This is a genomic window from Halarchaeum salinum, assembly GCF_039520965.1.
GTDB classification, from domain to species: domain Archaea; phylum Halobacteriota; class Halobacteria; order Halobacteriales; family Halobacteriaceae; genus Halarchaeum; species Halarchaeum salinum.
Window position 1 is genome coordinate 322,588 of sequence record NZ_BAAABL010000042.1, and the last position, 25,351, is coordinate 347,938.

A 25,351-nucleotide genomic window follows, 5' to 3' on the forward strand; every position below is an offset into this window, starting at 1 on the left:
GGTCTTTATCCCCAGAACCCGTCCAGTTGCGGGCCGAGGAACTCCGGCGTCATCCAGACGAACTCCGCGCGCTCCTCGTCGCCGAGGTAGTCGTGGACGGAGCGGGGTGCGTCCGCCGTGTAGCGCTCGTCGACGAAGACGCGCACGCCGCGCTCGTCGCGCCCCCGCACGACGCGCCCGATGGCTTGGCGCGAGCGCCGGACCGCGGGCACGGTCAGCGCGTACTCGAAGGCGTTCTCTTCGCCAAACGCGTCCGCGTACGCCCGCTTCACCGCACGGATGCGTGGTGACGCGACGTTCACCAGCGGGACGCCGACGACCGCACAGCAGTGGAGTTTCTCGCCGTCGTAGTCGACGCCCTCCGTCAGCGTCCCCCGCGTCGAAGTGACGAGGACTTTCCCCGGCCCGCGGAAGAACGCACGCTTCAGCCGCTCAGTCTCCTCGTCGCTCGAACTCGCATCGACGAGCACCTCTTTTTCCACCGCCTCCTCGAGATAGTCGCCCGCCCACGCGGCCTCCCGATAGTTCGGCATACAGACGAGGACGTTCCCGTGGCTCCGAGCGAGCGTCCGCAGGACGTATCGGTACTCCTCGCGCGTCGCGTTCGTGTTCTCGCTCGTCGGCGCGCCGCGGTTTCGCGCGGTGAACGCCTCTGCGGCCACCGTCCACGACGCCCGGTTCCCCTCGGGAAACGGCAGATCGTACGAGCGCTCCGCAACCGGCCGCGGGTCGTCCGGGTCGTCCGCGAGCGCGTCCAGGCCGACGACCTCCCGAAAGACGTCGATCGGTTCGAGCGTCGCCGACATCAGCACGCCGCCACCGAGGCCGGCGAACACGTCGCGCACCGCCTCGCCCGGCATGCAGTTGTACGTCACCAGCCCCGCCGTGTACTGCGCCTCCCACGGGTCGCCCGTTGGGGCCTCCTTCGGGGCGTGTTCGAGTTCGATCTCCCGAAAGTGCGTCGCGTGATCGCGCTCCCACCAGTTCGTGAACACGGAGCCGACGGCCTCGCAGACGGTCGTCCGGTCCTCCTCGTCGAGGACGTCCTCGACGGCTGTTCCAACGGTTCGAAGCCGCCGCCACAGATCGCCGGTGTACCCCTCGCGCTCGGCCCACCGCGTCAGATCGTCGGGCTCGTCGACGTCCGGGTCACGCAACGGGAGTTCGACGTCGCGTTCGGGCCAGTCGCGTTCGCCGTCGAACTCCGTGGCGAGGCGCTCGCTCACCTCGCCCGTCAGCCACGCTGCGACATCGTCGTAGAAGTCCCGCGTGCGCTTCACGTCGCCGACGGTCACATCGAAGTCCGCGAGGTGCGCCGCGAGTTCCTCCTTCGCCCCCTCGCTCGCGTTCGCCCGCGCGAGAAGGTCGCTCAGGTCGTTGCGCGCCCGGCGGAGCGTGTGGCGGCCGACGCGCTCCGAGAGCAGGTCGCGCACGCGCTCCTCGATCCGGTGCGCCTCGTCTACGATGACGAACGTGTCTTCGCCGACGACGCCCTCGATCAGTGGCCGGCTCTGCGGGTCGAAGAGGTGGTTGTAGTTGCCGACGATCACGTCCGCCGCGCCCAACAGGACGCTTTGAACGCGGTGCGGACAGGTGCCGGCCTCGACTGCCGCCGGGAGGAGGTCGCGCGACGTGACGACGTGCTCCTCACCCGCCGAGAAGTCGATCGGCGACCCGCGATTGCGCCCGTACCAGTCGGCCTCGAACGGGCAGAACAGCGGCTCGTCCTCGTCGAACTCGGCATCCGCGCTCGGCTGGACCGGCACGTACGGCGAACTCGCGCCCGCCGTCTCCAGCGTCGACTGGTCGATGGACTCTCGGCCCGGCCGCGCGGATTTCGCCAGATCGCGGGCCTTTACGGGGTCCCACCACGCGTCCTCCGTGTCCTCGTCCGTCCGGATCGCGGTGAGGTCGTCGATCTCCGCGCCGTCGTGGCGCGATCCCTCGTCGCCCGCCTCGCGGCTCGCCGCAGTCGCCGCTCGCCCGTTCGGCGACTCTCCGTGGTCGTCGCCCGCCTCCACCAGTTCGGCCGTCGTCTCCCGGAGGTCCTCACAGCGGTCGTGCGTGCTCGCGTCCGCCGGGAAGACGTCCTCGCGGCCGTACGGACAGAGGTCGCGCTTGCCGACGAGCGCCACGCTCCGAAGCGGGTCGTCGCTCCCCGCGTTCATCGTCCGCAGATCGTCGACGAACTGCTGGAGCTGCTGTTTGACGGGCGTGACGACGAGGACGTTCTCGTAGACGCCCGCATCGCACAGTGTCGCGGCGGCCGTCAGGGCCGCCATCGTCTTCCCCGTCCCGCAGGCCCCCTCCATCGCGAGATAGCCGTTCTCGCGCCCGACGTCGATCGCCGCCTCGATGGCGTCCGCCTGGTTCTCGTAGGGTTCGTCGAAGCCGAACCGCTCGCGCCACGCGCCCCCCGTCTCACCGTCGACGTCGGCGTCGCTCATTCATCGAACGTGGGGCCCGCTCGCATTTGAGTGTCGGGATCGGGCGTCGACGGGCGAAATCAGAACCCGAGGTCGATGGGGAGCGCGCCTTTCGTGTACCCCTCGACGTGCCCGTTCGGGCGCACGCGGAAGACCGCCGCGGGGCGGTGTTGGACGTCCGGCTCTTCGGCGAGCAGCGCCTGCCAGTCGTCGTCGGGGAAGCTCGAACAATCCACGAGGAGCGTCGCGCCGCCGCCGTGTTTCGCCAACTGGCCGTCCGTCTTCGTCGCGACCGTATCGCGTATGGCGGCCGCGGGCGTCCCGGCCGAGCGCTCGTTCACCGGGAGCGGGCGCGTCACCTCGACGAGGTGTGCCGCCGACTCGTCCGGGCGCTCCGCGCGGAAGTCGAGCGAGTGGCCCGTCGCCACCTCGATTTCCGGGGTGACGTCGTAGCCGGCCTCGTGGAGGATCCACGCGGCGTCGAACTCACCCATCGCGGCGCTCGTCCGCGTCAGATCGAGGTGTTGCGACGTGCCGAGCTTCCCGGCCATTACGTGTCGGTGCTCCTCGAAGATCCCCGTCTTCAGAAAGTCGTCGTAGAACGCCAGCGCCGCGTCCCGGTCGGCGTCCGGGAAGCCCGCGGCGTGCTCGCGGAAGAACCGGCGTGAGGTCTCGCGGCCGTCCTTCGAGTAGAACACCGGGAGGAAGAACCACGCGAGATAGCGGTAGTCGGCGAGCCACGGATCCTCCGTCTCGAGGCCGGCCAGCAGTTCGCGCTGCGCCCACCGCGAGACGTCGTGGGGGGCCTCGGAGAACCCCTCCTTCTCCGTTCGCCAGAGCACGCTCGGCGTCTCCGTGTTGCCGAGCCAGTACGCCCCGCTCCCGTCCTCGCGATACGCGAACAGCGCGATGTCGCCGTTGTCCATCTCGAAGCGCCGCGCCGTGTACTCGGCGGGAGCCCGGTACCACGGCGACGTCGCCGTCGCACCGATGTTCGCGTCGAGGTCGGCACGCAGCTCGCTACGGACCCGCCCCGCATTCCACGTTTCGCTCGAATACCTGAACCGGAGCGGTTGTGCCACGACCGTCAGTAGTCGATCCGTCGGTTTACGTCTTCCGTCAGTCGGTCTTAGGCCGACGCGAGCGGCCGGTAGCGGATGTCGTCATGCCGGACAGCGGAAACTGTCGGCTCCCCTGTGGCTACCGCGAGCGCCGCGGGCGTCACACTCACTGCAGATCGGCACGACGTCGACATGGGAAATCGACGTGCATTACGCCGAACGAGGCCTGCCGGTTGCTTTTTCGGACCGGCCGTGTCGTCACCCCGCCACGAGTGCGGTTCGTTTTTAGCGCCGCCGCTCTCAGCGTGTGTCGTGCGCGATACCGTGACCGATCGCTGGCTCTACGCGTGGGCGGGTGCGAACGTTGCCATCGGCGCGCTCTCGCTGCTCGTTCCCCTCTTCATCGTCGGGCTCGGCGGGACCGCCTTCGACCTCGGCGTCTGCTGGTTCGCCACCTCGACTGCGATGGTGCCCGGCGCGCTCGGCGTCGGGACGCTCGTGGATCGCACCGGCCGGTATCGGCCGTTCGCGCTCGCCGGCCTCGGTGGGCTCGCGCTCGCTACGGCGGTCCTCCCGTTCCTCGACACCGTGGCCGCCGTGATCGTCGTCGACGCCGCCCTCTGGCTCTGTGTCGCCAGCGCAACGCCGGTGTTCACGACTCTCGTCCTCGCCGACGCGCCCGAGCGCGAGTGGAACGCCCGTATCGCGCGTCTCAACCGCTATCAGGGGTACGGATGGACCGGCGGCCTCGTCCTCGGTGCGCTCTGGACGCGCCTCGCCGGCAGCGTCCTCGCTCCGCTCGCGACGTCGTCGCTCGCCCTTCCCGGCGGCATCGCCCTCGGGCCGGTCTCCCTGCCCGCTCAGCGCTCGCTGCTCCTCGTCTGCGTCGCCCTCCTCACCGGTGCGACGCTCGCGGCCGCGCGCTGGCTCCCGTCCAGTGACGTCACCACGAGCGCCGGGACGCTCGCGCGTCGCCCGCGCCTCCTCGGTACCGTTCGCGGGGCGCTCAGCCCGTTGCTCCCCGGCCGTCTCGTCACGCTCGCGCGGACGTCGAGCCCGCGCGCGCTCCTCCGCGGCGTCCGCCGGCCGCTCGCCATCTATCTCGCCGCCGTCTCCGTCTTCTTCGCCGGCTTCAGCGTCTTCAGCGCGCCGCTCCCCGACTTCCTCGCCGGCGTCGGCTTCGGCGACGACGCCGTCTACGCCCTCTACGTCGTCTCCAGTCTCTCCTCGGCCGCATTCTACGCCGGCGCGGGCGCGCTCGCGGACCGCTACGACCTCCGTCGCCTCCAGACCGGCGCGCTCGGCTTCCGCGCGCTCGCGTTCCCTGCGGTCGCCGCCGCGGCATCCGTGCTCGGCGCGCCCTCGATCACGAGCCTGCTCGGCGTCGCAGCGCTCAACGTCGTCGTCGGGCTCTCGTGGGCCGTCGTCGCCATCACCGCGAACACGCTCGTCGCGCGCTACGCCGCACCCGGGCGGCGCGGCGCGGCACTCGGGCTCTACACCGCGCTCTCTTCGGGCGCGGGCGGCATCGGAGGTCTCGTCGGGGGATGGCTCGCCGCCCGCACGGACTACCTCCTCACGTTCGGCGTTGCCGGCGCGCTCGTCCTCGTCGGTGGCCTGGGCGTGTTCGCGCTCGGCTGGCTGGCCGACACCGGCCGTGGCACGAGCGCACCCAGCGCGTGAGCGGTGCGGGGGCCGTCGGCGTCTCGGCGAGCCGCGGACGCGATTTTCTCCCGCTCGCGTGTCTCAACGCAGGATCGCACGCGCGGCGAACAGCAGATTCTCCCGACGCTCCGCGATGCGACGATAGAAGTACTGGAACCACTTGCCGCCGTACGGGACGTACTGGGCCACGTCGTACTCCGTGGCGAGGGCGAACTGCGCGTCCTCGCGTACGCCCATGAGCATCTGGAACTCGAAGTCGGTGCCGTGCTCCGCGCCGAGCGCCTTCGCGTGGTCAATCATCGACGGGTCGTGACTTCCCACCGCGATCTCGCCGTCGTCGTAGTTCGCGAAGAGGTAATCAAGGCCCGCACGGTAGCGATCGTTCACGTCCGCCTTCCGCGTGTATGCCACGGACGCCGGCTCGTCGTACGCGCCCTTCACGAGGCGCACCGCCGCGGGCACGTCCGCGAAGCGTTCGAGGTCGTCCCCGGTGCGTCGGAGGTTCGCCTGTAACGCGACGCCGACCTGCCCCGGATGTGCGTCCGCAACGCGCTCGACGGCGTCGAGCGTGACGTCGGTCGTCGTGTGGTCCTCCATGTCCACCCAGCAGAAGACCCCCTGCTCGGCCGCGGCGTCGACGACCCGCACGAGGTTCTCCACGAAAATGTCGTCGCCGACGGCCAACCCGATCTGACTCGGCTTCACCGAGAGCCGGGCGTCGAGGTCGGTCGTGGCGATGTCCGCGATCAACCTGATGTAGGCGTCAGCGTCGGCGTCCGCGTCTCGGCGGTCGTCGTAGTGTTCGCCGAGGAGGTTCAGGATCGCGTTCACGCCGCCGTCGTCGAGGGTCGCGGCGTGTGCGAGCGCGGTCGCCGTCGACTCACCCGCGACGAACCGGTCCGCGATGGGCGGGATCATACCTCGTTCTTGGTCGCTCGCGGGCATAAACGCCGTCCCCCGAACGCAGAGCGAGTCGGAGAATCGCGAACGCGGTGCAGAAGAGATGCTTCCGAGCGGTCTCAGGCGTGGATTGTGAACGACCCGTTGGAAGCCAAGGGAGGGATTTGAACCCTCGAATTCTCGATTACAAATCGAGTGCTTGAACCGCCCAAGCTCCCTTGGCGCGTCTCAGCGTTCGCCGTCCTCCTTTGTGTGCGTGTCGCTTTCCCCCGGCTTCTCCAAAATGTGGCGTTGCGGGCGATACCCCCGATCCTCGTAGAGGGCACGCGCGCGCTCGTTCTCGGCCATCACGGCGATCGAGAGGACGTCAGCACCGGCGTCGAGAAGCGCGTTCTCGGCGGCGTCGAGAAGCGCGCTCCCGATCCCGCGCTCGCGATGGGCAGGATCGACGTAGACGTTATCGACGACGCCGCGCGTCGCGTCCTCCTCGTAGAGTCCGGTCTCGGGGTGGTACATGACGAAGCCGACGGGCGCGTCGGTCCCGACGAGGCGCGCGACGAGCGCTCGGTCGGTCGCGACGTACTGCGAGAGGACGTCGCGTGCGGTCGCGCGGTTCTCGGTTGCGAGAAGATGCGTGCCGTACGCGCGCTGATCGGCGACGAGCGCGACCCAGAAATCGACCAGTGCGTCGAGGTCGTCCATTGTCGCCGCCTCGATCCGCACGCCGTCCGGTGCACGTCGCGCCATCGTCGGAACGTCGGCCGCGTCGACCTTAGGGGCGTCGCCTCCGACTCACTCGTCGGTCGGGTGATAGTCCCAGACGTCGCCCGAACGCATGCCGTCGCCGACCTGCTTCCAGAAGTCGACCTTATCCGAGTACTCATCGGCCTCGACGTGCTCGAAGATGTCCGCGACGGAGACGACGGTCTCGTAGTTGATCCGGACGGGGTCGTCGCCGTACTCCGCGACGAACGCCTCCCTTTGCAGTGGGAAGTCCTCGCCCTCGTCGACCTTCTTCGAGAGGACGGCCATCCCGTATTTGCGCCCGCCCTCGCTCCCCTCCTCGCCGTCGGGGTCGTGGGGCCAGTCGCGGCCCGACTCGTCGTACATGTCCTCCATATAGGGACGTGCGGTAGGGGTACCCAAAACGGTTACTCTCCGCGAACGCGACGACCGTCGCTCACTACGCTCGTCTCGTCTGCCCGATTCCCGGCGTGCCGCACGTCTCGCGCTGCTCGACGGAAACGGCGAGGCTGGGATTCGAACCCAGGAGGCTGAATGCCACCGGTTTTCAAGACCGGCGCGATAGGCCGCTCCGCCACCTCGCCACGTATCGTTCCGTTTTCGCTGATCCCCTATGCGGCTTTCGGCATCGACTCGCCCGGGGGAACGCTCGACGCTACTCGTCCGGTTCGTCCTCGTCCGGGCGAACCATCCGTTCGAGCGTCTCGACGAACGTCTGGCGTCGGATCGGTTTCGTGAGATAGCCATCAACATCGGCCTCGCTCAGGTGTGTGTCCTGCTCGTAGGCACTCACGACGAGCACTTGGCCGTCGAACTCCGTCTCGGAGAGCCGTTCAACGACCTCGGGCCCGGAGAGGTCGGGCATCCGGCGGTCGAGAACGAGGACGTCGACATCTGCGTCGAGCGCGTTCATCGTCGTTTCGCCGTCCGCAGCCGCTCGACAGTCCCACCGCGTCGCGGAGAGCCAGAGCCGGAACGTCTCGCGGAGCTCGTCGTTGTCGTCGGCGAGCAACACGGTATCGCTCTGATCGACTCCGGCCTCCGATTCGGCCTCGGAAACCGGGGCGAGGAACTCCTCGCCAGCGCCACACACATGGCAGGTCGCGTCCGAGCGCAGGATCGAGAAGCTCTGCGCTGTCGAACACGCCTCGCAGATCATCAACGCCATCGAGTCGGGCCTCCGGACGCCCGCCGGGCGTCCACGGTTCGGGACATACGCGTGTATTCACAGAGTGGCGGAGGCCGCCCTAACGGTTTCGGTTACAGGGACCCGCTGCCCGCGCCGGACGCGACGCTACAGGTCACGCCGAACCGACCTCGTCACCTGAAACGGCCGCTCAGAGGTCGCGGCTTCGCGAGAGGCTCTGCAACGTTCCGCCACACTCCTCGCAGATGCGCGTTTCGGGAGCGATGACCCGTCTCCCACAGCGAAGACACTCGTAGCTTTCGCCGTCCGCTGTTTCCACCCACGGCCTCATGTGTATAGTTAGCACACAACTCTGCATAAGTGTTTCCTCGACGATCGGCCGATCAGTCCCGGACGAGCGTCCGCTCCCCGGACCGCTCGGCGACGCGCACCGGGAGTTCGTCGAGGAACGCGGTCGTATGAGTCGGAGTCGACCGGCCGGCGCGTCGCCTCGCCGCGATCCGTGGGATGAGCGTCCGCAGATCCGCGCCCGTCCGCACTGCTACCGACGGCGGGATGAAGTCCACGTCGAGATCGGCGTCGCGCGCCCGCGCCGTCAGCGTCTCCAGCTCCGGGACGGCGTACGCCCCCGCGAAGTCGATCGGCTCCCCGAACGCCGCGTAGTGGACGCGGCCGTCCGCCGCCGGACCGAGCACGACGTCGCGCCGGCGCAGCTTCATCGCCGCCGCATCGAGCGCTGAGCGATCGAGCAGCGGCGCGACCGGCTTCGCGACCGCGACCGACGACTGCTCCTCCGTTTCGAGGAGGTGCGCGACCGTGTTCCCGACACGCGCCTCATAGCTCGAGCCGACCTGTACCTCGAAGCGCGTTCCATCTAGCTCCTCCTCGTCGAGCGCCTCGGCGACGAGCTCGCGTACCGCGTCCTCGCTCGATCGCTCGCGGACGTGTGGCTCCGCCAGGAGGTCGTCCGGCCGATAGTTCACGAGCACGTCGCCGCCGCTCTCCATCCCGGCGCGCAGGAGGTCCTTCGTCATCGCGCGATAGAGATCGACGGCTTCCGCGGGTGTCAGCGGCGACGTGTCCGCCAACTGCGGGAGAACGAGGCCCTCGCGGGGCGGTTCGATCATGGCGATGAGGAGCGTCATGGTCCCTCGTCGGCGTCCACCGGCCTTCAACCCCCGCGTTCGTGACCCGTGAGCAGCGCCGCGGCGACGGCCTCGAGGCCGCGTCCTACCGCCCGCGCCGCCCCTTCGTCTGCCGGTAATCGGTGTCGAGGAGATCGAGGAACGCGGTCACGAACGCGTCCTTCTGCTCGTTCGTCATCGACCCCGGATGTACCATCGGGAGCAACTCGAAGCCGCGCCCGCGGATCCGCTCCGCGTGGTGCTCCACGACATCGAGTTCCTCGACCGGCGTCGTCGTGTACTCCGTGCCGATCTCCGCGAGCGCGCGCTCGCCGACCGGCACGATGATCTCCGGGTTGATCATCCGCAGATCCGCGTTCAAGAACGGCTCACACGTCGCCACCTCGTCGTCCATCGGTTCGCGCTCCGGGTGGCGACAGCGCGCTAGATAGGTGAGGTAGGCGTTCTCGATCTCCGGTTCGTCGCTCGTGGGCAGCGAGTAGTTCAGCCCGATCTGCCCGAGGATGTCCTGAAAGCGTTCGCCGGTCGCGTCGCCCGTGAACGGAACGCCCGTCCGCTCCGCGCCCGCGCTCGGGGATTCGCCGACGAAGACGAAGTCCGCGCCCGCGTCGCCGTAGCCGTGGACGACGCGATCGCGGACGTCGCAGAGACCCTCGCAGTTGCGACACGTCTCGTCCATCCCGAAGGGGTTGTACCGTGTCTCCTGATGGGCGTCCATGCCGACACGGACGCGTGCGCCCCGCAAAATCGTGCCGGATCGTCCGGACGCCACCCCCGCCGCAGTTCTTTCGGGACGCCGGTCGGCCGTCTCGCTCTTCGACGTGCGTCTCGTTACTCGACGTGCGTCTCGGCGTCGTCGGGGTCGTTCTCCGGGCTCGAGGGATGGTACGCCGTCCGGTACTCGCCGGGCTGGTCGTCCATCCGGTCCGGGTTGATCCGCCCCCCGAGGAGCATGAAGTCGAGGATCGTCAGCCGACACATCGCCTCGACGACGGGGACGCCGCGCGGCGGCAGCACGGGGTCGTGGCGGCCGATGACCTGCGCGGTCTTCTCCTCGCCCGTCTCCCAGTCGACCGTCGTCTGCTCCGACGGGATCGACGTCGGCGCGTGCAGCGTCAACTCGCCGTATATCGGCTGCCCGGTCGTGATACCCCCCTGGAGCCCGCCGTGGTCGTTGCCGACCGGGATCGGATCACCGTTTTCGTCGAACGTCCAATCCTCGTTGCGCTCGCTCCCGCTGTATTCCCGCGCGTCGCGCCCGAGGCCGAACTCGAACGCCGTCGACGCCGGCACGGACATGAGCGCCTGCCCGAGTCGCGCCTCCACGCTGTCGAAGCGCGGCGCGCCGAGCCCGCGGGGCGCACCCCGGATCTCGAAGTAGATCGACCCGCCGATCGAGTCCCCGCGCTCCTGATACTCCTCGATGCGTTCCTGCATCGCGTCGGCCGCCTCGGGGTCCGCACACCGCACGTCGTTCTCCTCCGTGTGTTCGAGCATCTCCGCCCATGACACCTCACCGGCCTCGATGTCGTCGATCTGGTTCACGTGCGCCTTCACGCGCACGCCGTTCTCACGGAGGACCTTCTTCGCGATCGCGCCTGCGGCGACCCAGTTCACCGTCTCGCGCGCGGAGGAGCGCCCGCCCCCGCCCCAGTTGCGCGTCCCGAACTTCGCGGAGTACGTGAGGTCGCCGTGCGAGGGACGGGGTGCCGTGATGAACGGCTCGTACTTCCCCGAGCGTGCGTCCTTGTTCTCGATCGTCAAGCCGATCGGCGTCCCCGTCGTGTAACCGTCCTGTACGCCCGACTGGATCGTCACCGCGTCCGGTTCGCCCCGCGACGTCGAGATCATCGACTGGCCGGGCTTGCGCCGATCGAGTTCGTGCTGGATGTCCTCCTCGTCGAGCTCGAGGCCCGCAGGCACGCCGGAGACGGTCGCACCCATGCCCTGCCCGTGGCTCTCGCCGTACGTCGTCACCTGAAAGAGCCGTCCGAACCGGTTCCCGTTCATTACTACGGAGTTCGGCCGCGCGCGGTTAAAGTCCTTACACAACGCGCAAAACCGGCCACCGACCCCGCGAGCAGAGATTCATACGGGAAGGCGAGGCCACTCGCGCATGTGCGCTGATCGACCGCCCGGGGCGGGGGAGCGAAACCCGCCGGCATCCCACCCCGAATCGAACGCTGCGCCGGCGTGTTCGCCACCGGTTCGCGCTGCTCAGTCCCGCGAGACGCTCACGCCGAGGTCGTAGAGCGTGTCGAAGAACCCCGGGAAAGAGACGTCGACGTCCTCCGCGCCCGTGATCGTCGTCTCCCCGTCCGCGACGAGCGCAGCGACAGCGAGCGACATCACGACGCGGTGGTCGCCAAGTCCCTCCACGTCAGCCCCGACGAGATCGCTCTCCCCGCCGTGGACGATCAGGGCGTCCTGTTGCTCCTCGATCTCGGCCCCCATCTTGGCGAGCTCCTCCGCCATCGCGCTCACGCGGTCCGTCTCCTTGTAGCGGACGTGTTCGGCGTTCACGATCTTCGTCGTGCCGTCGGCGGCCGCGCCGAGGACTGCGATCGTCGGGAGGAGGTCGGGCGTGTCACCGACGTCGACCGTCGTCCCCGACAGTTCCGAGCGCCGCACGACCGCGCGGCCGTCGTCGCGGTGCCAGTCGATGTCCGCGCCCATTTCCTCTAAGATCCCGAGGATCTCGCTGTCGCCCTGCGCGCTCGGGTAGACGCCGCACACCTCGACCTCGGGGTCGCCCGCGAGCGCGCCCGCTGCGAGCAGGTAGGACGCCGAGGAGAAATCTCCCGGGACCGCGTACTCGCCATCCGACGGTTCGTACGTCTGCCCGCCCTCGACGTGATAGCCCGCCTCGGTCCGCTCCGCCGTCACGCCGAAGTCGGCGAGCAGTTCGAGCGTGATGTCGACGTACGGCGCGGACTTCAGCTCCGTCGAGAGCTCGATGTCGACCCCCTCGTCGGTTGCCGCTCCGGCCATCAGGAGCGCGGAGATGAACTGCGAGGAGACGTCGCCGGGGATCGTCACCGCCCCGCCCTCGATCGAGCCCTCGACGACGAGCGGTGCCTGCCCGTTCCCGCGCGTCGAGCGCGCGCGTCCGCCGAGCTGTTCGATGGCGTCGAGGAGCGGCGCTTGTGGGCGCGAACGCAGCGAGACATCGCCGGTGAGGACGGTCGTGCCGTCGACGAGACCGGCCGCGCCGGCGGCGAGGCGCATCGTCGTCCCGGAGTTCCCACAGTCGACGATGTCGGGTGGAGTCTCTGGACTCCCGCCGAACCCGTCTATTTCGAGGACGCCCGCGACCTCGACGACATCGCCGCCGAAGGCCTCGACCGCGCCCATCGTCTCGCGCGTGTCCGCTGACTTCAGTGCGTGACGGACGAGCGCCCCATCCGAGTAGCCCGCGGCGAGGATTGCGCGGTGCGTATAGCTCTTCGACGGCGGTACCTGCGCGTCGCCGTGCACGCGCGACTGCGGGACCGTGACCTGCATACGCGGTGGGGACGCGTGAGGCGTCCGTAAGCGTTCCGGGGTCAGTGGACCGAACGACGGGGAACGCTTTTGCCGCCACGGACGGACCCTCGCGCATGGACGACGAACGCGACTACGGCACGCTTGACGCGTTCCTCCGCGAGGCGGAGCGCGACGGCTACCTCCTCCACGCGAGCGCCGACCTCGCCGACCAGTATTATCTCGCCGGTTTCGACGCGCCCGACCCGTTCGTGACGCTATACACGCCCGAGCGGACCGCACTCCTCGTCTCCGGATTGGAGTACGGCCGCGCGACGAACGAGGCGCGCGCGGACGCTGTGCGCCGCCACGCGGACTACGACTACCACGAACTCGCCGCCGAACACGGCCGCGAGGAGGCGAACCGCCACGTCCTCGCCGCGTTCCTGGACGAGTTCGACGCCGCCGATGTCGCGACGAACGAACGTTTCCCGCTCGGCGTCGCGGACGACCTCCGCGAGCGCGACGTCGCGGTGACGGCCGACCGGGACGACCACATCGGTGACGCACGCGCCGTGAAGACCGAGACGGAGGTCGAGCACGTTCGGTCGGCACAGAAAGCCAACGAGGCCGCGATGGCGGCCGCCGAGGACCTCCTCACGGAGGCCGACGTCGTCGACGGCGAACTCCTCTATCGCGACGAACCGCTCACCGCCGAGCGCGTCAAAGAAGAGATCGAGGTGACGCTCCTCCGGCACGGCTGCAGCCTCGACGAGACGATCGTCGCCTGCGGGGCGGACGCCGCCGAACCCCACAACCGCGGGCGTGGCCCGCTCCAAGTGAACGAACCGATCGTGATCGACATCTTCCCGCGCGAGAAGGCCTCGAAGTACCACGCGGACATGACGCGGACGTTCGTGAAGGGCGAGCCGACCGGCGACGCCCGCGAGTTCTACGACGTGACCGAGCGCGCCTTCGACGCGGCGTTCGACGCGCTCGAACCCGGTGCAACGGGCGCGGACGTCCACGCCGCCGTCTGCGAGGTGTACGAGGACGCGGGCTATCCGACGCTGCGCTCCGATCCCGAGACCGAGACGGGGTTCATCCACTCGACGGGCCACGGCGTCGGCCTCGACGTCCACGAGAGCCCGCGGCTGAGCGAGGGCGCGGACGAGGAGTTACAGCCCGGCCACATCGTCACGATCGAGCCGGGGCTCTACGATCCGGCGGTCGGCGGCGTCCGTATCGAGGACATCGCCGTCGTCACCGAGTCGGGGTACGAGGACCTGACGGACTATCCGGTGGAGTTCGTCGTCGAGTAATCCTCCTCGTTTGCGAGCGTGATGGAGTGATTGATGAGGTCGTCCATCCGATCGAGTGCGGCCTCGATGTCGTCGAGCTCCTCGGTCGCGGAGTGGGACGCTTGCGCCGATGTGAGCGCGGCGCGGGCGTTGTCGATGGAGTCGGCGAGGTCGTAGGAGAGCACGCTCGTGAGCTCCATCAGGTGATCGCCGCGCGTCGACTCGCCGGCGATGGTCTGCCGGAAGTGAATGGAGAGCCCGTCCTCGGAAGGGAAGGCCCGGACCTCGAACTGTTTGTCCAGCGGGCCGAAGGACTCCTCAAAGACCACGGGATTCTGGGTGGCGATCGCACGGTGGAACTCCGTGTAGAACGTCGAGCCGACGGACTCGGGGAAGATCTCCCAGACGTTCTCGCCGACGATGCGCTCGGCGGTGACTTCGAGGAGGTTCTCGGCCTCCTGGTTGATGTACGTAAAGCGCCAGTCGCGATCAAGTGCGAAGAAGGCGTCCGTGATGCGCTCGTAGACGTTGCGCGCGAGGTCGTTCAGGAGCGCGACGTCCTGTTCGGCCTGATAGCGCCGCGCGGCGGAGACGAGCGTGTCGATCAGGTGTTCGACGCCATCCGCCTCGCCGGCCGTGACGTAGTCGGTGACGCCCGCGGAGATCGCGTCGGCGGCGAGCGATTCGGAGCCGTCGATGGCGTAGAGGACGAAGGGGATCGCCGGGTCGGTGTCGCGGACGAGCCGGAGCACGCTGATCGCGTCCATGCCCGGGAGGCCGTCCTCGCAGGCGATACAGTCGATGTCGTGCCCGGAGAGGGCGTCGACGACGGACGCGCCGTCGGGTGCGGTCACGACCTCGGCGACGTCCGTGGTCGCATCGAGGGCACGGACGCGTGCTCCGTCGGCCCGCTCACCGACGTAGAGAACGCGGACACCGTCGGCCATACACTATCGACAGGTAGCACGCGAACGGTGAAAAGCGCGTTGGGCGGAGGATCCTACTCCTCGCCGTGCGCGCGCAGCGAGCGGAAGACGGCCGCGACGTCGTCGTCGTCGAGGTTGCCGACCTCTTCGTCGAGTTCACCCTCCAGCGCCTTGATGTCGGCGACGAGCCGCTGATACTCCTCGTTGTCGGCGAGTTGGTCGGCGTCCTTCTGGGATTCGAGCGCGGCGCGCTTCGCGGCGAGGGAGAAGAACTCGCGGACCTCGACCGTGTACAGCCGGCGGGCGAGGAGACGGCTGACCAGATCGGTGAGTTCGTCGCGCGCGACCGGCTTGACGAGGTAGGCGTCGAATCCCATCTCGATGATGTCGAAGTCGGGGTCGACGGCGCTCACCATCGCGATCTGCACGTCGCTCCCCGTCCTGCGGAGCTCGGAGAGTACCTCGTCACCCGATGACGCCGGGAGCCGTCGATCCAACAACACGACGTCGACGTCGTCGTCGAACCGATCGAGGGCTTCCTCCGCCGAATTCGCGGTTCGGACGGCGTGGTCGTCGTCGAGCCACGCGGCGTAGAGATCCGCGAGATCGCGGTCGTCCTCGACGACGAGTATAGTCGGCCGGTCGGTCATTCGTTTCGGGTTTCGTCACCGCGAAGCTTAAAACCTCCCGACGGATCGGCGGGAACGAACCCCTTTTGCCCGCGCGCGGGCTATCGAATCGGCATGGACGTACTCGTCGTCGGCGCGGGCGAGATGGGTCGCTGGTTCGCGGCCGCCGTCACGCCCGACGTCGCGTTCGCGGACGCGGACCGCGCGCGCGCCGAGGCCGCCGCGGACGCGCTCGGTGCGCGCGCTCGGGCCGTCCCCCTCGACACGACCGAGTCGTTCGGTATCGTCTGTCTCGCCGTCCCGATGCGGGTCGCGAGCGCGGCGATCGCCGAACACGCCGGAACGGCCCAGCAGGCGGTCGTGGACGTCACGGGGTCGATGCGCGCGCCGCTCGACGCGATGGCCGCCGCGGCACCCGCACGCGAACGCGTGAGCTTTCACCCGCTGTTCGGCGGCGACGCCGCACCCGGGACGGTCGCCGTCTCGACGGCCGCGAGCGGCCCCGCGACCGACGGGCTCAGACGCGACATCGAGGCCGCCGGAAACGACCTCGTGGACGTCGAACCCGACGAGCACGACGACGCGATGCGCACGATCCAAGGACGCACGCACGCCGCCATCCTCGCGTTCGCGCTCGCGGCGGACGCCGCCGAGGCCGACGTGCCCGACGAACTCGCGACGCCGGTCTACGAACGGCTCGACGCGCTCGCCGAGCGCGTCCTCGACGGGACGCCGCGCGTCTATGCCGACATTCAGGCGACCTTCGACGGCGCACGCGACATCGCCGCCGCCGCCGAGCGCCTCGCGAACACCGACCCCGACGACTACGACGCCCTCTACGACGATGTCCGTAAATAAAGACGAACTCCGGGCGAACGCGAAATACCTCCGCGACGTCCGCCCGATCGACCCCGAGGAGATCTGTGAGTACCTCAGCACGCCGCGTCACCCCGCGGTCGTCCGTCGGGCCCTCCGCGAGGAAGCCGCGTCGCTCGGCCTCGTCGAACGCGACGACGGCACGTTCGCCCCCGTCGAGCCGGGCCCGGCGTCTGTCCCGCCGGCGTCCGTCACGGCGTTCCCGGAGGAGCACGCGCGCGTCCTCGAAGACCGCCTCGTCGACGTCTATGGTCCGGACTGGCACCGCGGCGAGAGTGGCGACGCCCTCCGCGAGGCGATCCGCCGGCTGAAGACCGACTACTACTACGAGAACGACGTCTCGTACGACGAAACCGCCGCGCTCGGCTACGCGATCTACCACCTCCCTGACTACTATGCGGTCGGCCGGTACGTCGCTGCGGACCTCGCCGCCGAGGGTCTCCTTCCGCGCAACGCGCGCGTCCTCGACATCGGTGCGGGCGTCGGCGGCCCGTTCCTCGGCCTCGCGGACGCCGTCCCGGACGACGGCCTCCTCAACTACCACGCCGTCGAGCCGAGTCCCGCCGTGGACCTCCTCACCGACTTCATCGACGCGTCGGGCCCGAACGTCCACGGGACGCTCCACCCTGAGACGGTCGAAGCACTCGACACCGACGCCCTCACGGAGGGAGACGACTTCGATCTCGTGACGGCGTTCAGCGTCCTCAGCGAACTCGACGATCCGATCGCGATCGCTGAGCGTTACCTCGACGTCCTCGCGGACGACGGCACGCTCGTCCTCGTCGCGCCCGCCGACCGCAACACGAGCATCGGCCTCCGCGAGGTCGAACGCGCCCTCGAAACACGCGGCGTCACGGTCTACGCGCCGACCGTCCGCCTCTGGGACGGCGAGCGTCCGACCGATCGCGGCTGGTCGTTCGTCGAGAAGCCCGATATCGACGCGCCGGGCTTCCAGCGCCGTCTCGCCGAGGCCGCAGAACGCCCCGCGGAGTTCCTGAACGAGAGCGTCAAATACAGCCACAGCTTCCTGCGGACGGACGAACGGCGGAAACACGATCTCTCTCTCCCGGCGTCGCGCTACGCGAAACTCGGTGACGCCGACCGCCACGTCTCGAAGCGCGTCGACCTCGTCGCCGCCAAACTCTCGAACGACCTCTCGGAGGGCGGCAATCCGCTGTTCAAGATCAGCGACGGCTCCGAGGACACCGACTGCTACGCCGTCGTCGTCGATCGCACCGCGCTCAACCGCGACCTCCTGGGGGCCGATTACGGCGACCTCGTGGAGTTCGAGTCCGCGCTCTGCCTCTGGAACGACGATGAGAACGCGTACAACTTCGTCGTGGACGACGAGGTTATCGTGGACCGCCTCGGCTGAGACCGAACCGCTTTCCACGCCCCCCATCCGTCAGCCACGTATATGAAGATCGTTCTGACGAACGACGACGGGATCGAGAGCCCTGGCCTCGCCGCGCTCTACGAGTCCCTCTCGGCCCTCGGTGACGTCACGGCGGTCGCGCCCGCGGAGGACATGAGCGCGACGGGCCGCGCGCTCTCCCGCGAGGTCGTCGTCGACGAACACGAGTACGGCTACGCGGTCCACGGGACGCCCTCGGACTGCGTGATTGCGGCGCTCGAGTCCCTCGTCCCCGACGCGGACCTCGTCGTTTCGGGCTGCAACCGCGGGGGCAACCTCGGGATGTACGTCCTCGGCCGCTCGGGGACGGTGAGCGCGGCCGTCGAGTCGGCGTTCTTCGGCGTCCCCGCGATTTCGGTGTCGCTCGCGCTCACGAGCGCGGACTTCGAGGGTGGTGCGACGCCGAAGGAGGAGTACGCCGAGGCCGCGGCCGTCACGCGCTACCTCGTCGAGCACACGCTTGACGCCGGCGTCTTCGAGCGCGCCGACTACCTCAACGTCAACGCGCCCCGACCCGGCACCGAAGTTGATGAGATCGCGGTGACGACGCCGACGCGCGGCTACGATATGAGCGTGGAGCGCGCGGGCGAACATCTGCGCCTCCACGACGAGATGTGGGATCGCATCGACGGCGGGGTCGTCGCGGGCGAACCCGCGGACAGCGACCTCCGCGCGGTCGTCGAGGGCAAGACGAGCGTGTCGCCGCTCACCGCACCGCACACGACCGAGCACCACGAAGTCCTCGATACGCTCGTCGCGGACTACTGAGTCAGTTCGTCGAACAAGTCGCGTACGCGTGCCTCGATCTCGTCGCGGATCTCGGCGACCTCCTCGGAGGATTTCCCGTCGGGATCGGGCAGGCCCCAGTCGCGGTTCTCGCCCGCCCATCCCGCGGGGCAGACGTCGTCCGCCGAGCAGCCCATCGTGATCACGTAGTCGGCGCGCTGGATCTCCTCGAACGTCACTTCGCGTGGCTCTCGATCCGAGAGGTCGATGCCGACGTCGTCCATCGTCGCGACGACCTCCTCGTGAACGTGCTCGGCCGGGTCGGTGCCGCCCGTGACGAGCTCGATCTCCTCGTCGAGGTCACGCTCGGCGACTTCGCGTTCGGCGAACGCGGTCGCCATCTGGGAACGGCCGGCGTTCTGGACGCAAACGAAGGCGAGGGTGGTCGTCATCGGACGACCCCCGAGGCGGTGTGCAGAGCACGCGAGTCACAGCGCCCGGAGGGCGACCGTCTCGCGGCGTTCTGGACGCAAACGAAGGCGAGGGTGACGTTCATCGGAATCGGACCGTCCCCTCGTGTGCGAACGCAAGGGTGGTTGTCTGCGGCGCGGCGGTCTCGTCGGTGGCTGTGTTGGACATGGTGGTGTCAGTCGTCGGTGGGGGTGAACACGGCGTTGGTCTGTGGGTTGTCGAAGAGGGTGTCTTTGGTGGCGAGGGCGACGCGGACGAGCGCGAGCATCACCGGGACCTCGATAAGCGGGCCGACGACGGTGGCGAGCGCGACGTCGCTGCCGATGCCGAAGACGGCGACGGCGACGGCGATGGCGAGTTCGAAGTTGTTCGAGGCGGCGGTGAACGCGAGGCTGACGCCCTCCGTGTAGTCGAAGCCGATCGCGGCGCTGACACCATAGGCGACCGCCCAGAGCGCGACGAAGAAGACGAAGAGGGGGATCGCGATGCGGACGATCTGCCACGGGTCGGCGACGATGACGTCGCCCTTCAGTGCGAACATGACGACGACCGTGAAGAGCAGTCCGAGCAGTCCGAGCGGGCCGATCCGCGGGATGAACCGGCCGTAGTAGGTTTCGCGGCCGACGGTGCGGAAGGCGACCTTCTGCGTGAGGTAGCCGAGCAGGAGCGGCAGGCCGAGGAAGACGCCGACCATCTGCGCGATGAGGCCCATCGAGACATCAACGGTCGTCCCGCGGAGAACGGTGAGGAAGAAGAAGGCGTAGGGGACGAAGAGGACGATTTGTAACAGCGAATTGACGCCGACGCAGACCGCACACATCTCCTGGTTGCCGGCGGCGAGCTCGTTCCAGACGAGCACCATCGCGATGCAGGGCGCGATGCCGACGATGATGAGGCCGGTGACGAGGTCGGGATACCCGCCCAAGAAGAAGACGGCGAGGCCGTACATCAACGCGGGCGCGACGAGCCAGTTGAACGCGAGCGTGAGGCCGATCTCGGCGCGATTGGTCCGGGTGACGCGCGGGATGCGCCCGTAGTCGATCTCGGCCATGATCGGGAAGATCATCACGAAGAGCCCGATCGCGATTGGGAGGCTCGTCCCGTGCCACGTCACGGCGTTCAGGACGTCGACGACGCCGGGGACGTAGCGCCCGAGCGCGACGCCGACGATCATCGCGAGGCCGATCCAGACGGTGAGGTAGCGATCGAGGACCGAGAGGTCGTCACTCACGCGTCGTCCCCCCGTTCGGCGGCTGCGAACAGGCCGTCGGCGAGCGCGGTGCTCTCGTAGTAGCGCCAGTTGCCGTCCTTGCGCCGACTCGCGAGCCCGGCATCAACGAGGTCGGCGAGCGCGTGGCTGACGGCGCTCTCGCTGACGTCGACGAGTGCTTCGAGTTCGCAGACGCAGCGTTCGGTGCCGTCGACGGTGAGCGCGCGGGCGAGCCGATAGCGTGTCTCGTTGCCGAGGACGGCGAACGGAGCGCGCACGCCGCTCGCGAACGCTTCGTCGGCGAGCGCGTCGAGTTCCGCGCGACGCGCCTCGACGTCGGCTGCACAGCAGTCGCCGAGTTCGTCGGTTAGGAGTCGTTCTAGTCGTGTCGCAGATCCTGCCATCACCCGCTATCTGCACGCAGCCACAGATAGCCGTTGTGGTCTGAATACAGATTCAAATAGCTGCCGCACTCGACGATGGTGGCCACGCGACTGGCCTCGCCCGGCACGCGACCAGTGCGCGACGGCCGCGCGGATGCGTGGAGGCGAAGTCCCTTTGGCCGTGTCGGGGTAACGATCCGGTATGCCCGCCGAAGACGTCGACGAGATTGACCGGGAGATCCTGTACGCGCTCCAGGAGGACGCGCGAACCCTCTCGTCGAGTGACATCGCCGAGCGGACCGGGACGTCGGGGAGTACAGTCCGCAAGCGCATCCAGCGCTTAGAGGAGGCGGGCGTCGTCAAGGGGTACAGCGCCGAGGTCGACTACGAGCGCTCGGGCTACCCGATCCGGATGCTCCTCTTCTGCACGGCGTCGATCCACGAGCGCGGCGACCTCATTCCCGACATCTTGGCTCTCGACGGTGTCGTCTCGGTTCAGGAGCTCATCACGGGCGAGCAGAACCTCCTTGTGACCGCGGTCGGGCGCTCCGACAGCGACATCACGCCCGTCGCCGAGGCGCTCCTCGACATGGGTATCACGGTTGCCGACGAGGTGCTCGTCAAGAGCCATGTGACGACGCCGTTCGGCCGCTTCGAGGAGGAATGAGCACGCGGCCGGTCCTGACCGACGGCGAATCGTTAACGAAAAATAATACGAGCTAACGAACAGTCTGGGAACAGACGAAGGATTTATTGCCTAATCTGTTCGTAGTGTGGTGTACGTGTGACCGGGACCGATCTCCCGCGTCACGATTCGCATACGACGATGTCGGACACACACCCCACACGGACGGTCGGCGCACTCCCCGACGCGGCGTCGGAATCGCCCCGCGCTCCCGTGTGGCTCACCCGACTCGTGTGGCTTCTGTGGCTCGCGACCCTCGGCGTCCTCGGTGCGTACGTGCTCACCGATACGTTATGGGCCATCGCTGGCATCGTCGCCGTCGACGGTCTGACCGCCGTTATGTGGGTCGCCGTCACCTTCTTCAGCGGCATCGTCCACAGCTACTCGCGGCGCTACATGGCCGGGAGTGAGCGCCTCACCGCGTTCTTCACCCGTATCTTCGGATTCACGCTCGTCGTCATGGTGCTCGTCGCCGCCGCGAACACTGTCCTCTTCGTCCTCGCGTGGCTCGCCATGGGGCTCCTCATGGCCGATCTCGTCGGCTACGCCCGCGACTGGCCACAGGCGCAGGCCGCCGCGTCGCTCTCCCGCCGGTACTTCCTCGCGAGCAGCGCGCTCGTCGGCGTCGCGGTCTTCGTCCTCTGGGCGACGGCGGGTGTGACCACCTTCGAGGGCGTCGCCGCCGTCGCCGACACGCTCCCCTTCACGACGTGGCTCATCGTCGCCGGCGCGCTCCTCCTCGCGGCGATGATCCAGTCGGCGCTCGTTCCGTTCCACGGCTGGCTGCTCTCCTCGATGACCGCGCCGACGCCCGCCTCCGCGCTCATGCACGCCGGGTTCGTCAACGCCGGCGGGATCCTCCTCGTCCGCTTCGCCCCCGCCGTCACCGTCGAGGCGCGCTTCATGCTCCTGATCGTCGCCGTCGGCGCTGCGAGCGCCCTCGTCGGGAAACTCCTGCGGACCGTCCAGACGGACGTCAAGGCCCGCCTCGGCTGCTCGACGACCGGCCAGATGAGCTTCATGCTCATGCAGGTCGGCCTCGGCTTCTTCGCCGCCGCCATTACCCACCTCATCCTCCACGGCTTCTACAAGGCCTACGAGTTCCTCTCGAACGGCAGTCGCGTAGCGCACACGACGCCGGGGCACGGGCACGGCGAGACGCCGTCGCTCACCGTCGTCGGCGCGCTCGCCACTGGTGGTACTGCCGCCGCGGGCGGCATAATCTTCACTGCTCTCACCGGCGAGGGGCTTCATGGCGACAGCGGCCTCCTACTCGCCGGCCTCGTCGTGTTGACGACGCTTCACGCCGCCCGGCAGGCCTTCGGACGCACTGGCGTCTCGCCCGCCGTCCGCTACGGCGCGGTCGCGCTCGTCTTCCTCCCCGCTATCGCCGTCTACGGCCTCGTCTACTCGGCCATCGAGGACGTTATGGCCGGCTCGGTCGTCGCAGCCGCACCGACCGAGCTGACCGCCGTCCACGTCGTCGTCGCGACGGCCTTCGCCCTCGTCTATCTCGCCATCGAGACCGGCGTCTATCGGCGCAGCACCCGACTCTACGTCGCGCTCCGCGACATGACCCGTCCCGCCCCGAAAACCGTTCTCACGAACACGGAGGAGTACGATGAGTACTGACCACGACACCCACGACGTCCGCGAGCGTATCGACGCCGCCGCCGAGACCGTCGGCACGAACTGGCCGCTTCACTCGTTCGTGACCGCGAACCCCCTCTCGGGCTACGAGGACCTCTCCTTCCACGAGGCCGTCGAGCGCGCGAGCACCCTGCGCGGCGGCCGGGCCTACCCGGATGCGGAAACGTTCCGTGCCGCGTGGGAGCGCGGCGACATCGACCCCGCGACGCTGCGCGCCGAACTCGACGCACACGGCTACGACGGTTCCGCCGACGCACTCCTCGAGCGTCTCGCTGACACCGACGAAGGGGACGATGTGCGCGCCGCTCGCGACGAGGCCACGGCGCGCGTCGATCGCGCGCTCGCGTCGTGGCTGTCAGCCTTCCTGGACGAGGGCGAGGCGTCGTGGCCGATGCCGAATCGCGAGGCCGGCTTCTACGACGCGTTTCGCGCCGTCGCCCGCCACGACTCGCGGATCCCCGATGCGGGGTCGCTCGCCGACGCGCCCGACGACCCAACCGACGCGATCGCCGCCATCCTCGCCGACCATACACGCGATCGCTGGACCGCGATCTTCGAGGCCCACCTGAACGCCCTGCCGGGCTGGACGGGCCTGCTCAAATACCGCACCGAGCGCGGCGACGAGTGGCAGGAGGCTTACCCGATCACGCTCGTCGGCTATCTCGCCGCGCGCCTCCTCCTCGTCGAGCGCTTTAACGCGCCGTTCGACCCGCTTGCGGACGCCGATAACGCGTGCGACGGCGTGCGGCGCGACGATGTGTGTCACGACGGGACGTCCGCCGACGCCACTGCCGATAACGCCACCACCGATGCCGCCACCGCCGATAACGCCGCTAATGACACCACTGCCGACGACGGCGTTCCCCTCGAGGAGGCGTGGCTACGCGCGTGGGAGGCCTCCTACCGCGACGAGGTCGTGGACGCCGTCGCCGACGCGAGCGCGGAACGGGCCGAGGCGGACGAGACCGCCGCCGGCCGCGCGGACGCCCAGCTCGTCTTCTGTATCGACACGCGCTCGGAGGTCTTTCGCCGCCATCTCGAGGCGACCGGCGACTACGAGACGCACGGCTACGCGGGCTTCTTCGGCGTCCCGATGCGCTACGAGGGGTACGACGCCGCGGCGAGCGCCGACGCCTGCCCGCCGATCGTCGAGGCCGAACATCACGTCCAGGAGCGCCCGAACGGGGCGCACGAGCACGACCGCGTCGCGTACGACCGCTGGACCGAGCGCCTCCACGCCGGCGAGAAGGTCCTGAAGGCCGTGAAGTCGAACGCCGCGACGGCGTTCAGCTTCGTCGAGAGCGCGGGCAGCGCGTACGGCGTCGCGCTCGCCACCCGGACGCTCGTCCCCGAGCGCGTCCACGACCTCCACGACACCCTCACGGAACGCCTCCCGAGCGCTCCCGACTTCTGCACGCCGAGCGTCGACCACGACGGGGCGCACGCGGGCGTTCGCGACCTCCCGGTCGGCATGACGCTCGACGAGCGCGTCGAGTACGCCGCGGCCGCCTTCGAGACGATGGGATGGGACTCCTTCGCGCGCCTCGTCGTCTTCACCGGCCACGCGAGCGAGACGGCGAACAACCCGTTCGAGGCGAGCCTCGACTGCGGTGCGTGCGCCGGCCAACCCGGCGGGCCGAACGCGCGCGTCCTCGCCACGATCTGCAACGAGGACGCCGTCCGCGACGCCCTGCGCGCCCGCGGTCACGACATCCCCGAGGACACCGTCTTCCTCGCCGCCGAGCACAACACGACGACGGACGAGGTGACGCTCTACGACGGCGACGTCCCCGAGAGCCACGCCGCCGACGTTGAGCGCCTCCGCTCGGACCTCGAACGTGCGCGGACTGGCGCGGCGGCCGAACGCGCCGAGTCGATGGCCGTCGATCCCGACGACGCCGTCCGCGACGCCGAACGCCGCGCCGCCGACTGGGCGGAGACCCGTCCCGAGTGGGGGCTCGCCGGTAACGCCTCCTTCGTCATCGGGCCGCGCGAGCTCACTGCCGATCTCGACCTCGACAGCCGCGCGTTCCTCCACTCCTACGACTGGCAACGTGACGACGAGGGTGACGCGCTCGCCGCGATCTTCGCCGGCCCCGTCGTCGTCACGCAGTGGATCAACAGCCAGTACTACTGTGCGACCGTCGACAACGCCGCCTACGGCAGCGGCTCGAAGGTGACGCAGAACCCCGTCGGGAACGTCGGCGTCTATCAGGGCAACGGCGGCGACCTCATGGCCGGCCTCCCGCTTCAGTCGCTCATGGCCGCCGACGACGACCCGCACCACCAGCCCCTGCGCCTCTCCCTCGTCGTCCACGCGCCCACGGAGCGCGTCCGCGACGCCCTCGACGAGCACGAGCACGTCCGCACGCTCTGCGAGAACGGCTGGCTCTCGCTCACCGTCGTCGACCCGACGCGCGGCCACGACGCCTACGCGTACGAGGACGGATTCGCCGTCGACGAACGGGCGGACGAGCGAGTGACGCAGCCCGAGCCGGAAGCGCGCGTCGCCGTCACGGCCGACGACTAA

The 25,351-nt window shown here is 69.0% G+C and carries 24 protein-coding genes and 2 tRNA genes; 8 read left to right on the forward strand and 18 right to left on the reverse strand.

Annotated elements, in window-relative coordinates; translation table 11 throughout:
* Window positions 1-5: 5 nt before the first annotated feature.
* Window positions 6-2,447: an ATP-dependent DNA helicase gene (locus ABDZ36_RS07520; protein WP_211311445.1), complete on the reverse strand. Its 2,442-nt coding sequence runs from the start codon at window positions 2,445-2,447 to the stop codon at window positions 6-8.
* Between the two features lie 59 nt (window positions 2,448-2,506).
* Window positions 2,507-3,508 carry a DUF5784 family protein gene (locus ABDZ36_RS07525; RefSeq protein WP_211311446.1) on the reverse strand — a complete coding sequence of 334 codons (1,002 nt, stop codon included), beginning with the start codon at window positions 3,506-3,508 and terminating at the stop codon, window positions 2,507-2,509.
* Window positions 3,509-3,799: 291 nt separating this feature from the next.
* Here ABDZ36_RS07525 and ABDZ36_RS07530 point away from each other — a divergent pair, with 291 nt between their 5' ends.
* Complete coding sequence (locus ABDZ36_RS07530; protein WP_211311447.1) at window positions 3,800-5,170, forward strand: MFS transporter; 1,371 nt, start codon at window positions 3,800-3,802, stop codon at window positions 5,168-5,170.
* 63 nt (window positions 5,171-5,233) lie between these two features.
* Here the strand turns inward: ABDZ36_RS07530 and ABDZ36_RS07535 are convergent, their stop codons facing one another.
* From ABDZ36_RS07535 to aroA, 11 genes are all read right to left on the reverse strand, one after another.
* Window positions 5,234-6,070, reverse strand: a complete 837-nt coding sequence (locus ABDZ36_RS07535; RefSeq protein ID WP_211311448.1) for a proline dehydrogenase family protein — start codon at window positions 6,068-6,070, stop codon at window positions 5,234-5,236.
* Window positions 6,071-6,201: 131 nt separating this feature from the next.
* A tRNA-Thr gene (locus ABDZ36_RS07540) sits at window positions 6,202-6,275 on the reverse strand.
* Window positions 6,276-6,280: 5 nt separating this feature from the next.
* Entirely contained in the window at window positions 6,281-6,799 is a 519-nt protein-coding gene (locus tag ABDZ36_RS07545; RefSeq protein ID WP_211311449.1) for a GNAT family N-acetyltransferase, read from the reverse strand.
* A 45-nt stretch (window positions 6,800-6,844) separates the two neighbouring features.
* Complete coding sequence (locus tag ABDZ36_RS07550) at window positions 6,845-7,171, reverse strand: DUF5785 family protein (protein WP_211311450.1); 327 nt, start codon at window positions 7,169-7,171, stop codon at window positions 6,845-6,847.
* A gap of 126 nt (window positions 7,172-7,297) precedes the next feature.
* Window positions 7,298-7,380 (reverse strand) — tRNA-Ser (locus ABDZ36_RS07555).
* Between the two features lie 71 nt (window positions 7,381-7,451).
* Window positions 7,452-7,964 (reverse strand): response regulator transcription factor, encoded by a 513-nt coding sequence (locus tag ABDZ36_RS07560; protein WP_211311451.1) that lies wholly within the window; start codon window positions 7,962-7,964, stop codon window positions 7,452-7,454.
* Window positions 7,965-8,133: 169 nt separating this feature from the next.
* Window positions 8,134-8,274 (reverse strand): rubrerythrin-like domain-containing protein, encoded by a 141-nt coding sequence (locus tag ABDZ36_RS07565; protein ID WP_211311452.1) that lies wholly within the window; start codon window positions 8,272-8,274, stop codon window positions 8,134-8,136.
* A gap of 52 nt (window positions 8,275-8,326) precedes the next feature.
* Window positions 8,327-9,088 (reverse strand): DUF2064 domain-containing protein, encoded by a 762-nt coding sequence (locus tag ABDZ36_RS07570; RefSeq protein ID WP_211311453.1) that lies wholly within the window; start codon window positions 9,086-9,088, stop codon window positions 8,327-8,329.
* A gap of 85 nt (window positions 9,089-9,173) precedes the next feature.
* Window positions 9,174-9,806 (reverse strand): uracil-DNA glycosylase, encoded by a 633-nt coding sequence (locus tag ABDZ36_RS07575; RefSeq protein ID WP_211311454.1) that lies wholly within the window; start codon window positions 9,804-9,806, stop codon window positions 9,174-9,176.
* Between the two features lie 113 nt (window positions 9,807-9,919).
* Window positions 9,920-11,098 (reverse strand): chorismate synthase, encoded by a 1,179-nt coding sequence (gene aroC / locus ABDZ36_RS07580; RefSeq protein ID WP_211311455.1) that lies wholly within the window; start codon window positions 11,096-11,098, stop codon window positions 9,920-9,922.
* Between the two features lie 207 nt (window positions 11,099-11,305).
* Window positions 11,306-12,592, reverse strand: a complete 1,287-nt coding sequence (aroA, locus tag ABDZ36_RS07585) for a 3-phosphoshikimate 1-carboxyvinyltransferase (RefSeq protein WP_211311456.1) — start codon at window positions 12,590-12,592, stop codon at window positions 11,306-11,308.
* 95 nt (window positions 12,593-12,687) lie between these two features.
* Here aroA and ABDZ36_RS07590 point away from each other — a divergent pair, with 95 nt between their 5' ends.
* Window positions 12,688-13,872 carry a M24 family metallopeptidase gene (locus ABDZ36_RS07590; RefSeq protein WP_211311457.1) on the forward strand — a complete coding sequence of 395 codons (1,185 nt, stop codon included), beginning with the start codon at window positions 12,688-12,690 and terminating at the stop codon, window positions 13,870-13,872.
* Here the strand turns inward: ABDZ36_RS07590 and ABDZ36_RS07595 are convergent.
* Together ABDZ36_RS07595 and ABDZ36_RS07600 are read right to left on the reverse strand one after the other, a co-directional pair.
* Window positions 13,845-14,798, reverse strand: a complete 954-nt coding sequence (locus ABDZ36_RS07595) for a PAS domain-containing protein (RefSeq protein WP_211311458.1) — start codon at window positions 14,796-14,798, stop codon at window positions 13,845-13,847. The genes ABDZ36_RS07590 and ABDZ36_RS07595 overlap by 28 nt on opposite strands.
* Window positions 14,799-14,851: 53 nt before the next feature.
* Window positions 14,852-15,427, reverse strand: coding sequence for a HalX domain-containing protein (locus ABDZ36_RS07600; protein WP_211311459.1), 576 nt, complete (start codon window positions 15,425-15,427; stop codon window positions 14,852-14,854).
* A gap of 93 nt (window positions 15,428-15,520) precedes the next feature.
* Between ABDZ36_RS07600 and ABDZ36_RS07605 the strand changes: the two genes are divergently transcribed.
* The 3 genes from ABDZ36_RS07605 to surE are packed head-to-tail and all read left to right on the forward strand — an operon-like array spanning window position 15,521 to window position 18,464.
* A complete protein-coding gene (locus tag ABDZ36_RS07605) occupies window positions 15,521-16,264 on the forward strand; it encodes a prephenate dehydrogenase/arogenate dehydrogenase family protein (RefSeq protein ID WP_211311460.1) in 744 nt (247 codons plus the stop codon).
* On the forward strand, window positions 16,251-17,657 hold the full coding sequence (locus ABDZ36_RS07610; RefSeq protein ID WP_211311461.1) for a small ribosomal subunit Rsm22 family protein: 1,407 nt from the start codon (window positions 16,251-16,253) through the stop codon (window positions 17,655-17,657). The genes ABDZ36_RS07605 and ABDZ36_RS07610 overlap by 14 nt, the downstream gene beginning before the upstream one ends.
* 42 nt (window positions 17,658-17,699) lie before the next feature.
* Window positions 17,700-18,464, forward strand: coding sequence for a 5'/3'-nucleotidase SurE (gene surE / locus ABDZ36_RS07615; protein ID WP_211311462.1), 765 nt, complete (start codon window positions 17,700-17,702; stop codon window positions 18,462-18,464).
* Here the strand turns inward: surE and ABDZ36_RS07620 are convergent.
* The 3 genes from ABDZ36_RS07620 to ABDZ36_RS07630 form a co-directional block, all read right to left on the reverse strand.
* Complete coding sequence (locus tag ABDZ36_RS07620; protein WP_211311463.1) at window positions 18,458-18,874, reverse strand: arsenate-mycothiol transferase ArsC; 417 nt, start codon at window positions 18,872-18,874, stop codon at window positions 18,458-18,460. The two genes, surE and ABDZ36_RS07620, sit on opposite strands and share 7 nt — an antisense overlap.
* A 194-nt stretch (window positions 18,875-19,068) precedes the next feature.
* Complete coding sequence (gene arsB, locus ABDZ36_RS07625) at window positions 19,069-20,124, reverse strand: ACR3 family arsenite efflux transporter (protein ID WP_211311464.1); 1,056 nt, start codon at window positions 20,122-20,124, stop codon at window positions 19,069-19,071.
* Window positions 20,121-20,507, reverse strand: a complete 387-nt coding sequence (locus ABDZ36_RS07630; RefSeq protein WP_211311465.1) for an ArsR/SmtB family transcription factor — start codon at window positions 20,505-20,507, stop codon at window positions 20,121-20,123. Before ABDZ36_RS07630 ends, arsB begins: the two co-directional genes overlap by 4 nt.
* A gap of 181 nt (window positions 20,508-20,688) precedes the next feature.
* Here ABDZ36_RS07630 and ABDZ36_RS07635 point away from each other — a divergent pair, with 181 nt between their 5' ends.
* From ABDZ36_RS07635 to ABDZ36_RS07645, 3 genes are all read left to right on the forward strand, one after another.
* Window positions 20,689-21,153 carry an Lrp/AsnC family transcriptional regulator gene (locus tag ABDZ36_RS07635; protein WP_211311466.1) on the forward strand — a complete coding sequence of 155 codons (465 nt, stop codon included), beginning with the start codon at window positions 20,689-20,691 and terminating at the stop codon, window positions 21,151-21,153.
* A 159-nt stretch (window positions 21,154-21,312) separates the two neighbouring features.
* Window positions 21,313-22,803, forward strand: a complete 1,491-nt coding sequence (locus ABDZ36_RS07640; RefSeq protein ID WP_211311467.1) for a proton-conducting transporter transmembrane domain-containing protein — start codon at window positions 21,313-21,315, stop codon at window positions 22,801-22,803.
* Window positions 22,793-25,351: a DUF2309 domain-containing protein gene (locus ABDZ36_RS07645; RefSeq protein WP_211311468.1), complete on the forward strand. Its 2,559-nt coding sequence runs from the start codon at window positions 22,793-22,795 to the stop codon at window positions 25,349-25,351. Before ABDZ36_RS07640 ends, ABDZ36_RS07645 begins: the two co-directional genes overlap by 11 nt.